Origin of the sequence: Kribbia dieselivorans NBRC 106261 (assembly GCF_001552435.1) — a bacterium.
Lineage (GTDB): Bacteria > Actinomycetota > Actinomycetes > Actinomycetales > Dermatophilaceae > Kribbia > Kribbia dieselivorans.
Genome location: NZ_BCRE01000088.1, coordinates 1 through 11,392, shown reverse-complemented (window position 1 = coordinate 11,392; position 11,392 = coordinate 1). Strand labels below are relative to the sequence as shown.

Sequence of the window (11,392 nt, the reverse complement as noted above, 5' to 3'; positions counted from 1 at the left end):
GGTAATACCTCGAACCGGGTGGGGGACGTCGACCCGAAGCATGAGGAGACCAGCGATGTCAGACCTGTTCGAGGGCCCCAGCGCCCCCGCGGACGCCCAGATCGTCACCATCGAGCCCGTCACCGTCGCGGTCGTGCGCAAGACCGTGCCGATGAACCAGTTGGGCGACTTCTACAGCAGCACGTTCCAGGCGGTCGTCGCCGCGGCCGAAGCCCAGGGCATCGCCCTGACCGGAGCGCCGTTCGGCAAGTACGAGGGCATGCCGACCGACACCGCGGACATCACCGCCGGCTTCCCCACCGCGAGCCCGCTGGCCGACGCCGGCGACGTGCACGCCGACACCCTGCCCGGCGGGCGCGTCATCCGGGCGCTGCACCGCGGGCACTACGACACCCTCGCCGACACGTACAACGCCATCTGGCAGTGGTGCCAGGCCGAGGGTCACCACCCCAGCGACGTCATGTGGGAGAACTACGTCAACGACCCGCAGGACCCGAACGACGCCGAAGTCGAGATCATCTGGCCCCTCGCGTCCTCCTGAGGCCCCGCTGCCCCACCGGTTCGAGGTATTACCGACCGCTGCAACGGTCGGTAATACCTCGAACCGCGAGAGGGGCGGGGGGAAGGGGCGGGGGGAATCAGACTAAGCCGAACGCACGCAGCTCCGCCTCGGTCATCAGGCGCGACCGAATCAAGAACCGCACCCCCTCGGGCGCCTCGACCGAGAAGCCGCTGCCCCGTCCCTTGACGACGTCGACCGTCAGATGGGTGTGCTTCCAGTACTCGTACTGGGCGGCCGACATCCAGAACGGCACCGGAGCGTCGAGCCCCTCGACGGCGAGGTCACCCAGGTGCACGTCGGCGGTCTCGGAGGTCATGAACTCCCCCGCCGGATAACACATCGGCGAACTGCCGTCGCAGCATCCGCCGGACTGGTGGAACATCAACGGGCCGTGCTGAGCCGTGAGGCGGCGGAGCAACTCCGCCGCCTCAGCGGTCAGATCGACCCGTCCGAGCAGGTCACTGGACATGGCGTCATCTCACCGCACTTCTCCGCACACCGCATGGGGAATTCGGCTCAGAAGAACCCCAGCGCGTCGGGCGAGTACGACACGAGCAGGTTCTTCGTCTGCTGGTAGTGGTCGAGCATCATCTTGTGGTTCTCGCGACCGATGCCCGACTGCTTGTACCCACCGAACGCGGCGTGCGCCGGGTACTGGTGGTAGCAGTTCGTCCACACGCGGCCGGCCTTGATGCCGCGGCCCATGCGGTAGGCGCGCGAGCCGTCGCGGGTCCACACGCCGGAGCCCAGTCCGTACAGGGTGTCGTTGGCGATCTCCAGGGCCTGCGCCTCGTCGGTGAACGAGGTCAGTGACAGCACGGGGCCGAAGATCTCCTCCTGGAAGATGCGCATCGAGTTCTGGCCCTCGAACACGGTCGGGGTGACGTAGTAGCCCTCGGCCAGGTCACCGTCGAGCACGTTGCGCTCGCCGCCGGTGAGCACCTTCGCGCCCTCCTGCCGGCCGATGTCGAGGTAGGACAGGATCTTCTCGAGCTGGTCGTTGCTCGCCTGCGCACCCATCATCGTGTCGGTGTCGAGCGGGTTGCCCATTTTGATCTTCTCGACCCGGGCGATGGCGTCGGGCACGAAGTCGGCGTAGATCGACTGCTGCACGAGCGCACGCGACGGGCAGGTGCACACCTCGCCCTGGTTGAGCGCGAACATCGTGAAGCCCTCCAACGCCTTGTCGTAGAACGCGTCGCGCTCCTGCGCCACGTCGTCGAAGAAGACGTTCGGCGACTTGCCACCGAGCTCGAGGGTGACCGGGATGATGTTCTGGCTGGCGTACTGCATGATCAGGCGGCCGGTCGTGGTCTCGCCGGTGAAGGCGATCTTCGCGATCCGCGGCGAGCTCGCGAGCGGCTTGCCGCACTCGACTCCGAAGCCGTTGACGATGTTGAGCACACCGGCCGGCAACAGGTCGCCGATCAATTCGGCCAGCTTGAGGATCGACCACGGCGTCTGCTCGGCCGGCTTGAGCACGACCGCGTTGCCCGCGGCCAGCGCCGGCGCGAGCTTCCACACGGCCATGAGGATCGGGAAGTTCCAGGGGATGATCTGCCCGACGACGCCGAGCGGCTCGTGGAAGTGGTACGCGACGGTGTTCTCGTCGATCTCCGAACTCGACCCCTCCTGGCCGCGCAGCACACCGGCGAAGTAGCGGAAGTGGTCGACCGCCAGCGGCAGGTCGGCGTTGAGCGTCTCGCGCACGGCCTTGCCGTTCTCCCACGTCTCGGCGACGGCGAGGGCCTCGAGGTTCTCCTCCATCCGATCGGCGATCCGGTTGAGGATCAGCGAGCGCTCGGCCAGCGAGGCCCGGCCCCACGCGGGCGCGGCGGCGTGGGCCGCGTCGAGGGCGGCCTCGATGTCCTCCGCGGTGCCGCGGGCGATCTCGGTGAACGGCTTGCCGTTGACCGGGCTGATGTTCTCGAACCACTGGCCCTTCTTCGGGTCGACCCAGTTGCCACCGATGAAGTGGCCGTAGCGGGGCTGGACCTGCACGAGCGAGTCAGGCGATCCGGGGGCGGCGTAGATGGTCATGTCGTCTCCCAACGTCGTTGTCTGGAGCCTCCCCACGGCCGGTCTCGGCCGGGGGAGGTTTGTCGACCGTAGGCCGGGCAACGTTGCATCGACGTTGCATGTTTCCCGCGCCCCACGGACAATCGAGGGCATGGCACCGTCGCCGCTGATTTCGCCCACCTCCACGGGTGGGGTGCGCGCTGCCGTGGCCGACTCGTGGGTGCGCTCCGCTGCGGCGGGGGTGCGCGCCGAGCGCATCGACGCTCCGATCACCTTGCCGGAGGACGAGTTGCGCGAGTTTCGCGCGGCCCATCCACTCGCGCAGGTCTTCCCGCTGCTCGATGACGTGCTCGGCCAGACCGCCCGGGACTGTGACGCCGTCATGGCCGTCGCCGACGCGCAGGGGCAGTTGTTGTGGCTGTGTGGCACGAGCGCGGTGCTGCGCCGGGCCGAGTCCATCGGGTTCGTCGAGGGCAGCAACTGGGACGAGCGGCTGGCCGGCACGAACGCGCCCGGCATGGCGCTGCAACTCGATGCCGAGGTCAACATCATCGGAGCCGAGCATTTCCGGCATTCGGTGCAGCGCTGGAGTTGTGCGGCCACCCCGATCCACGACCCGGTCGACCACTCGTTGCTCGGGGTGCTCGACGTCACCGGCGGCGACAACCTCGTCGTGCCGCAGACGATGGCGATGCTGCGGGCGGCCGCACGCATGGCCGAGGCGGAGTTGGCGCGGCAGGCGCTGGTGGCCGGGCAGCGGGCGCAGGGCCAGGGCGCCCCGGGTCGACGCACGCCCGGGGTGGCGACGTGGTCGGCCGGGCTCGACGACGCTCCGGTACCGCGCTCCGATCTCAGCGCCCGGATCGAGGCGTTGGGGCGTGATGAGGCGCTGCTGACCATCGATGACGGTCGGGGGCACCGCTCGACGCTGCGGCTGAGCCGGCGGCACAGCGAGATCCTCGTGCTGCTCGCCGCCACGCCGCGCGGGTTGTCCGGCGATGAGCTCGCGGTACTCGTGTACGAGGAGGAGATCAGCCCGTCGACGTTGCGGGTCGAGCTGGGCCGACTGCGCTCCGCCCTGGGCGACGAGTTGCTCACCTCGCGCCCGTACCGCCTCGATGCGGCGGTGGCGGCCGATTGGCTCGCCGTCGACTCGCGTCTGTCGGTCGGTGACATTGGCGGAGCGATGCGTGGTTACCGCGGTCCGCTGCTGCCGGGGTCGGTGGCGCCCGGCATCGTGCGACTGCGGCAGTCGATCGAGGGGTCGTTGCGCCAGGCGGTGCTGACCAGCGCCCAGCCGGACCTGATGTCGACGTGGACGCGCAGCGGGTGGGGCGCCGACGACTACGACATGTGGCAGGCGCAGGGGCGCGCGCTCGGCGCGAATTCGCCACTGCGGCCCATGGTCGCGGCCCAGCTCACACGTCTGGATCGCGAGCTGGGCGTCGGTCGGTGAGCGAACACGAGGTGACCGATCAGAAGTCGTGACCGATCAGAAGTCGCTGACTCTCAAAAATCGGTGACGATCGCGTGGTGCACCACGCGCCAGCGCCAGCCGTCACGCACGACGCGCTGCTGCAGCCGACCGCTGGTCGTCACGCGCGGGCGGTTCTTGCCCGGTTCGAGCCGGAAGTAGTAGGCCCGCACGTCGTACACGCCGGCCTCGTCGGGGCCGTCCCAAAGGATGTTCGTCACGTGGTGCTTGGTCAGCCGCCGCCCGTTGCCGTCGGGCGCAATGAGCCGCCCCTCGTAGAACGCGCGCACCTGCGCCGGGTCGGTGATCTCGGCTCCGCCGATGGTGACGACGGCCCCGTCGAGCACGTCGAGGACCGTGTCGAGGTCCTTGACGTCGACCGCCTCGAAGTACGTGGCGAAGTGGGTGGACAGGGTGGCGTGGATCTCGGCGTAGTTCATGCTCGGCCCCTCGGGCGTGGTCGTGACGCGGGTCGTGTGGACGCAAGAGGAACGCTAGTCGGTCACGTCCGGAGCAGCGCGGCGACCTCGTCGTCGGTCGTCGCGGTGAAGTCGTCGTAGTGCGTGCCGACGGAGTGGAACGGCTCGGGGCGGGCGAGCACGATGATCGAGTCGGCTGCGTCGCTCCACTGGGGCTGCTCGGGGAAATCGACCGGGGCGAGGGGCACGGCGAGCACGACCCGCTGCGCTCCGAGGTGGCGCGCGACCTGGCAGGCGACCAGCGCGGTCGCGCCGGTGGCCACACCGTCGTCGACGATGAGCGCGGTTGTGCCGGTCAGGTTCGCGGGCGGAGCGCCGTGGCGCAGCCGATCGATGCGACGCGCCAACTCGAGTCGCTCGCGATCGGCGACCGCGCGCACCTCCGCCATCGTCACCGACCCGCGGTCGAGGGAGGCCTCGTCGACGACCTCGAACCCGCCCTCACCGATCGCGCCCACCGCGAGTTCGGGTTGCCACGGCGCGCCGAGTTTGCGCACGACGATGACATCGAGCGGAGCGTCGAACGCCCGGGCGACCTCGGCCGCGACCGGGACGCCGCCGCGCGGGAGGCCCAGGACGACGAGGTCCGGGCCGCGCAGGTCGGGGTGGTTCCGGGCGAGGTGTCGGGCCAGGCGGCGTCCGGCGTCGACGCGATCGACGAACTCAGCCCGGCCCCACAGCGTCATGGCGTGCTGGTGTCGGTGCGGTCGTGACCCAGGTACGCCATCGCCGCGACGACGACGGCTTCGGTGCTCGTGTCGAGCGTCGGCTGGAGCAGCGGGGCGAAGCGCGGGTTGTGGTTCGGCACGCCCTCGCCGGGGTTGAAGCCGCCCACGCCCCACATCGAGTACGGGGTGCCGAACGCGTCGGGGACGCGGCTGAAGTCCTCGCTGGCGGTGACGCGGCCCAGGTCGATGACGCGGTCGGCGCCGAAGTGGGCGGTGAAGGCCCGGCGCACCGTCGCGGTGACGTCGGCGTCGTTGTCGGTCAGCGGGTAGCGGTCGTAGTACTCGAACGTCGGCGGCTGCGGGGAGCGCGCGGCGTCGCACTCGGCGCGCACGATGCGTTCGATGCCGTCGATGATCGCGGCGCGGACGTCCTCGTCGTAGGTGCGCAGGTTGAGGAGCATCGTCGCGTGGTCGGGGATGACGTTGCTCTTGGCGCCGGCATTGAGGGCCCCGACGGTGACGACGCCGAAGTCGCCGGGGGCGATCTCGCGGGCGACGATCGTCTGCAGGCGCACGACGATGGTCGCGGCGAGGACGACCGGGTCGACGCTCAGGTGCGGCATCGAGCCGTGCGAGCCCTTGCCGAACACGGTGATCTTGATGCTGTCGCCGGCTGAGAGCATCGGGCCGGGCTGCACGCCAACGACGCCGGCGTCGTGGTTGAGCACGTGTTGGGCCAGGGCGACGTCCGGGCGGGGAATCGCCCCGGTCAGGCCGGCGTCGACCATGGCAGCGGCGCCGGCGGCGGTCTCCTCGCCGGGCTGGAAGAGGGCCATGAACGTGCCGGACCACGTGTCGCGCGCCGCGGCGATGAGCTCGGCGGCACCCAGCAGCGAGGCAACGTGGAAGTCGTGGCCGCACGCGTGCATGACGCCGACGGTCTCGCCGCTGGCCTCATCGAGTGCGGTGACGGTCGAGGCGTAGGGCAGCCCGGTGTCCTCGACGACGGGGAGGGCGTCGAAGTCGGCACGGTGGAGGACGACCGGGCCGTCGCCGTTCTCGAGGATGCCGACGACGCCGCCGCCGATCTCGATGACGCGGTAGTCGAGGGCGCGCAGGCGGTCGGCGATCAGGGTGCGCGTGCGCGTCTCCTGCATGCTGAGTTCGGGGTGGGCGTGGAGGTCCTTGTACAGGTCCTCCTGCGCGGGGCGGAGGTCGTCCAGTCCGGAGAGCACGGTGGCGGCGGCAGACATGTGGGCTCCTTGCGCGGCTGCGGCGTGGTCAATGGTCGGGTGTGACTCTCCTGACGTTATGACACGATGCCGGAACACGGTGGCGCGCGGTGTGCGTTGATACCGACATGTTCCACGTGACCGAGGCCGGAGTGCGCCTGTCCATCGTCGATCCCGGCGATGCGCCGCGCACGTGTGTCGTGCTGCTCGGGCACATGGCGTGGCTCGAACCGTTCGAGTTGCAGCGCTTCGAGCTGCTCGCGGCCGAACTGCGCTCCCGCCTCGTCGTCGTCGAGAGCGCGGGCCTGGGCGAGAGCGCGCCCCTGAGCTGGGCGGAGCGCCGTGCGCTGCTGGCCGGCCATTACCGCCCGGTGGCCTCGCGGTTGCTCAACGCGGTCGGCGAGGTGGTCCCGGCCGGTGAGTCGCTCGACCTCATCGGCTACTCCATGGGCGCCACCATGGCCTCGGCCATCGCGGCGGTCGACCCGGCGCGGTTCACGTCACTGACGCTCGTCGAACCCGTGGGATTCCGCGCGTGGAACCCGATCCAGCTCATCGCGGCGGTCTACCACGAGTCGAAGTCCACCCCGGAGTACCTCGTCGAGACCGCCGGGCACGGAGCGTCGATCCCGGCGCCGTGGCAGCACAACCCGCTGGCGCCGTCGCCGCGACGCAACCTGCTCGACCAGTCGCTGCTCGGCGGTGGACTGAGCTGGGGTCGCACCGACGGTGACCTGCGCGCGGTCGTCGGGCACGACGCCGCTCCGAGCGTGCTGCTCATCCACGGCGACAACAGCCGCCTCTCCCCCGCCGCCGCGGTGCAGTCGCTGGGGCAGAGCCTCGCGGCGACCGGAGCGCACGTGAACACGGTCCAGGTGTCCGGCGGTCACGGCCTGTGGCACTCGCTGCCGCGCGTGCAGGGGCTGGCTCGCGAGATCACGACGCACTGGGGTCTGCTGCCCGTCTGAGCCTAGGGTCCTGCCTGCTGCCGTTGGTGGAAGTCGGTGCGGGTGGTTGAGCATGAGTGCTCAACGTGACTGCACCAGGTCTCAGAACTTGCGTAGCCGGTCGGGGCTTCCCAGAGGCGGACCGCCTTCTGGCCGAATCACTGTGTAGTCCAAGGACTCAAGCGTCTTGGCGGCGTCCTCCGGCGCATCGCGTACGGCGGCCCTGGTCTGGATGCGACGCCAGTCCTCACGGCCTGCCTCAAGGCTCTCAACCCAACGGGGTTCGTGGTCGACCCCGAACTCCTCGACGGCCATGTGCAGCACGTCCTCAAGCGCGGGGCGAAACCGGGGTCCACCCACGGGGAGGTGCAGATCCGCGTGTTGCGCCTTGCCCTGCGAGGCTCGGCGAGCGTGCTCTTGCCCGTCCTCGTGGCGGTGCCGGCGTCGGTCATGACGTCAAGAATGCGCTGGTCGTCCGTGTGCACGTGCACGTGTGCGACGGGGCGGTGCCGATGCGCGCCTTGGGTGAATTCATAGCGGATGAGCGCAGGAGTCTCGCCGTATCGGTAGAGCCAAAACTCGGATTGGTTGACTCGGGTGAACGCTTCCGGGCCGTCCCAACCGCATTCATAGCGCACCGTCAGGGCCAGAAATGGTGCGCCCTTCTTCGTCAAGGTCAAGCCTTCGTCTGCTGCGGTCTCGACGACGAAAAGAGTTCCGCCACGGTGGGTGGCTTCGAGCGGCTGATCAGCCAAGTCGGGCAGGACACCCTTCAAGGTCGCGTTGACGCGCCCGACGAAGGCGTTGACCTGCGCGCCCAGAGGGCCTGCATTCACTCCCCGAGCAGATAGTCGAGCGTGCGCAGTCGGTTTACGCGTCCGATCTGCTGGAAGTTGAGGTCTCCCGACAGTGTGAGGTTCCGCAACTCCTCGCGGTCGTCCGTCTCGAAGCGAGTGCGCATCTCATCGACAAGTTCTTCGCGCTCAGTCTCTGCCTCGCGCCGAGTAAGCGTCTCTACCGTCATGGCGATCACCCCCGAATGCGGCCCGCCTTTTCGGGTGGAGTGTTCCCGCAAAAGTGGATGCTTGAATTAGGCTGCGAGTTCGTTGATGTGTCGTAATCCTAGTTCGTATTCGTTGGGTGTCAAGTAGCCGAGGGTGGAATGGCGCCTGGCGTTGTTGTAGTAGCTCTCGATCCAGGTGAATGTGTGTTTCTTCAGCGTTTTCAGGTTGGGCCAGGGTCGGGTGTGGATGAGTTCCTTCTTGTAGGTCGCGAAGAACGATTCGGCTACGGCATTGTCGTAGCAAACCCCCGTTCGTCCGAGTGATCGGCGAATATGGTGGAGCTTGCAGTACTCGGTGAACTCGGTCGAGGTGTATTGAACTCCCCGGTCTGAGTGGAATATGACGCCCTCGGGTGGTTGGCGGTGCATGATGGCCATGTCCAAGGCGTCGGTGACCAGTGAGGTGCGCATATGGGTGTCGATGGCCCAGCCAACGATTTTTCGGGAATGTAGATCGATGACGGTCGCCAGGTATGCCCACCCCTGCCACGTCTTGATGTACGTGATGTCCCCACACCATTTCTGGTCCCTGGTGGCGGCGGTGAAGTCCCGGCCGATGAGGTCGGGAGCGGGTACCGGGGCTGGCCCGCCGATGGTGGTGCGCCGCCAAGCCTTGGGGTGACGTCCCTGTAGTCCCAGGGCCTGCATCAGTCGCCAGACCCGCTTCTGACCGACCCGGTGCCCGGCCGCAGCGAGTCCGGCGTGGACACGCCGCACGCCCGGGTTGCCGGCCAGGGTGGCGTGCAGGTGCTTGATCACCTCGCTCAGGGTCGCGTCGCTTTGCGCGCGCGCCGACACTGGGGTCGCGCGCCACTTGTAGAAACCCGACGTGGACACGCCCAACTCGGTGCACATGAATGCCACCGGATAGGAACCCGAATCCGCCCAGTCCGCGATTGCAGCAAACTTCACTGCTGGTCTTTCGCGAACCAGGTCGCTACTTTTTTTGCGAAGCTCACCTGCATCTGCAAGTGCGCATTCTCGGCCTTGACTGCCTTGTTCTCCTCCCGCAACCGGTCCAACTCGGCACGTTCGGTCTCGGTCAACGGCGACTGTGGGTCCACCTGGCCCTTACGGGCGTCACGTTCCTTCTTCACCCATTTACCCAACGTCATCTCGTGCGCGTCAATATTCCGCGCTACCTCCGCGACGGTATGCCCATCGTCGAGTACCAATGATACTGCGTTCGCCTTGTACTCGTCGGTGAAACGACGACGCGTCGATCCCATAATCCGGTTTCCTTTCCATTCAGGAAACACGCAAGCCAATCCCACTATCCACCAAACCGGGGACGGTCCAGGGCTCTATCAGAACACTATCGCGGGTCCCTCCGACGGCGGAGGATCCCGACAAGGATCCGCAACCGCTGTCGTCGCTCACCTGCGTTCTCCGGCTACTGCTGGTTCTGGTCGCCGCTCTGCGACTTCTTGGCCTGACCCGGCGGAGTCTCGGGCGGCCCGTTGCGCTCGGACGGCGGCGTGCTCGTTGATGGCGTCGTGGTTGATGGGGTCGTCGTCGGCGGTGGAGTGCTGGTCGTCGGCGGCGGCGTGCTGGTACTCGGTGACGGAGTCGTGGTCGGCGAGGTGGTCGAGGGCGTCGTTGAGGACGGGGTGGTCGAGGTCGGCGTGGTCGATGACGGCGTGGTCGAGGGCGTCATCGAACTCGACGAACTGGACGGTGACGTCGACGACGATCTGGTCGACGAACTTGATGTCGAGTTCTGGGTCGGCGTGACCGGGTCATTGTTGCCACCCGGCAGCCCCCACACGAGGTAGGCCATCAACAGGAGCACCGCGAGCGCAGCCAGACCCAACACCCAGGGCACCCAGCCGCCCTTTCGACGTGCGTCACGACGCTCCGCTCGCGTGGCGGGCATGGGATCCGCGTCCCCATGCATCCCCGCCGCCACGGGCATCACCTGCGTGCCGTCGGTCACAGCAGCCAGCCGCTCGGTCGGCGCTCCGCCCACCACCACCGGCGGCGGGACGATCATCGTCGCCGTCGCCTCGCCCGCCCCAGAAAGCCCAACGTCGATCCGGTCGATGACGACCTGCGCCGACGCCGGTCGCGCCGCCGGGTCCTTGGCCAGCAGGTCCGCGACGAGGTCGTCGAGCCATGCCGGCACGTCTGGCACCGACGCGGAGATCCGCGGCGCCGGGGTCTGCACCTGCTGCATCACCACGGCCAGGGGCGCGCCTCCGGTGAACGGCGGCCGACCGGTGAGCATGAACGTCAACACGCACCCAAGCGCGTACAGATCGGAGCGCGGATCGAGCGGGTGGGCCTGCGCCTGCTCGGGCGACATGTACTCCGGAGACCCGACGACCTGCTGCGTCGCGGTCAACCCCACCGGCTGCGCCTCGTCCAGCAGGCGGGTGATGCCGAAGTCGAGCACCCGCACCCGCCGGCTCGGCCCGTACATGATGTTGGCCGGTTTGATGTCGCGGTGCAGCACCCCCTGGGCGTGGGCGGAGCCGAGTGCGGCCGCGACCCCACGCGCGACCGCCGCGGCCTCGTCCGAGGGCAGCGGACCGCGCTCCCTCACCGTCTGGGTCAACGTCGGGTCGTCGACGAGCTCCATGACGAGGTAGCCGGTGCCGTTCTCGACGCCAAAGTCGTGCACGGTGACGATGGCCGGGTGCTGCAGCCGGGCCGTGACGCGGGCCTCCATCGTGAAGCGTTCGGCGGTGGTCGCGTCGTCGCGGGAGAGGTCGACCTCCTTGAGCGCGACATCCCGGCCCAGGCGCAGGTCGTGGGCGCGCCAAACGGTGCCCATGCCGCCCCGGCCGATGACGGTGTCGAGGCGGTAGCGGCCGGCGATGATGCGTGGCTCCATGGGGGACATCCTCCCCGACGTGCGGCGATGACGGAGAATCGTGGAAGGATGACGCAGCGTGAGGACTCCTGACCTGCCCGCTCGCGCGCGTGGCCTGGCCCGCCGTGTCGTC

At 68.6% G+C, this 11,392-nt stretch carries 13 protein-coding genes; 3 read left to right on the top strand and 10 right to left on the bottom strand.

Translation table 11 applies throughout. From position 1 onward, the window contains the following. Positions 1-55: 55 nt before the first annotated feature. A complete protein-coding gene (locus tag KD1_RS08325; RefSeq protein WP_068400334.1) occupies positions 56-541 on the top strand; it encodes a GyrI-like domain-containing protein in 486 nt (161 codons plus the stop codon). Positions 542-638: 97 nt separating this feature from the next. Here the strand turns inward: KD1_RS08325 and KD1_RS08320 are convergent, their stop codons facing one another. Next, entirely contained in the window at positions 639-1,031 is a 393-nt protein-coding gene (locus KD1_RS08320; RefSeq protein WP_068400332.1) for a DUF779 domain-containing protein, read from the bottom strand. 47 nt (positions 1,032-1,078) lie between these two features. Further along, on the bottom strand, positions 1,079-2,602 hold the full coding sequence (gene exaC, locus KD1_RS08315; RefSeq protein ID WP_068400329.1) for an acetaldehyde dehydrogenase ExaC: 1,524 nt from the start codon (positions 2,600-2,602) through the stop codon (positions 1,079-1,081). Positions 2,603-2,732: 130 nt separating this feature from the next. Here exaC and KD1_RS08310 point away from each other — a divergent pair, with 130 nt between their 5' ends. Beyond that, a complete protein-coding gene (locus KD1_RS08310; RefSeq protein WP_068400325.1) occupies positions 2,733-4,037 on the top strand; it encodes a helix-turn-helix domain-containing protein in 1,305 nt (434 codons plus the stop codon). 53 nt (positions 4,038-4,090) lie between these two features. On the opposite strand, the gene KD1_RS08305 is transcribed toward KD1_RS08310, so the two are convergent. The 3 genes from KD1_RS08305 to KD1_RS08295 form a co-directional block, all read right to left on the bottom strand. Then, the gene (locus tag KD1_RS08305) at positions 4,091-4,495 is read right to left on the bottom strand and encodes a nuclear transport factor 2 family protein (RefSeq protein ID WP_068400321.1); all 405 of its coding nucleotides are present in this window, start codon (positions 4,493-4,495) and stop codon (positions 4,091-4,093) included. A gap of 62 nt (positions 4,496-4,557) precedes the next feature. After that, entirely contained in the window at positions 4,558-5,220 is a 663-nt protein-coding gene (locus KD1_RS08300; protein WP_068400318.1) for a phosphoribosyltransferase, read from the bottom strand. Next, positions 5,217-6,455, bottom strand: coding sequence for an amidohydrolase (locus KD1_RS08295; RefSeq protein WP_068400314.1), 1,239 nt, complete (start codon positions 6,453-6,455; stop codon positions 5,217-5,219). The genes KD1_RS08300 and KD1_RS08295 overlap by 4 nt, the downstream gene beginning before the upstream one ends. An 89-nt stretch (positions 6,456-6,544) precedes the next feature. Here KD1_RS08295 and KD1_RS08290 point away from each other — a divergent pair, with 89 nt between their 5' ends. Continuing rightward, on the top strand, positions 6,545-7,402 hold the full coding sequence (locus tag KD1_RS08290; RefSeq protein ID WP_217995843.1) for an alpha/beta fold hydrolase: 858 nt from the start codon (positions 6,545-6,547) through the stop codon (positions 7,400-7,402). Positions 7,403-7,483: 81 nt separating this feature from the next. On the opposite strand, the gene KD1_RS08285 is transcribed toward KD1_RS08290, so the two are convergent. The 5 genes from KD1_RS08285 to KD1_RS08265 all read right to left on the bottom strand — a co-directional run bounded on the left by KD1_RS08285 (position 7,484) and on the right by KD1_RS08265 (position 11,280). Further along, positions 7,484-7,696 (bottom strand): hypothetical protein, encoded by a 213-nt coding sequence (locus KD1_RS08285; protein ID WP_068400308.1) that lies wholly within the window; start codon positions 7,694-7,696, stop codon positions 7,484-7,486. Positions 7,697-8,213: 517 nt separating this feature from the next. Next, positions 8,214-8,414: a hypothetical protein gene (locus KD1_RS08280; protein ID WP_068400306.1), complete on the bottom strand. Its 201-nt coding sequence runs from the start codon at positions 8,412-8,414 to the stop codon at positions 8,214-8,216. A 57-nt stretch (positions 8,415-8,471) separates the two neighbouring features. Beyond that, the gene (locus KD1_RS08275) at positions 8,472-9,356 is read right to left on the bottom strand and encodes an IS3 family transposase (RefSeq protein WP_083542289.1); all 885 of its coding nucleotides are present in this window, start codon (positions 9,354-9,356) and stop codon (positions 8,472-8,474) included. Continuing rightward, positions 9,353-9,703 carry a transposase gene (locus tag KD1_RS08270; protein ID WP_157073243.1) on the bottom strand — a complete coding sequence of 117 codons (351 nt, stop codon included), beginning with the start codon at positions 9,701-9,703 and terminating at the stop codon, positions 9,353-9,355. The genes KD1_RS08275 and KD1_RS08270 overlap by 4 nt, the downstream gene beginning before the upstream one ends. A gap of 134 nt (positions 9,704-9,837) precedes the next feature. Then, positions 9,838-11,280, bottom strand: coding sequence for a serine/threonine-protein kinase (locus KD1_RS08265; RefSeq protein ID WP_068400299.1), 1,443 nt, complete (start codon positions 11,278-11,280; stop codon positions 9,838-9,840). Between the last annotated feature and the right edge of the window lie 112 nt (positions 11,281-11,392).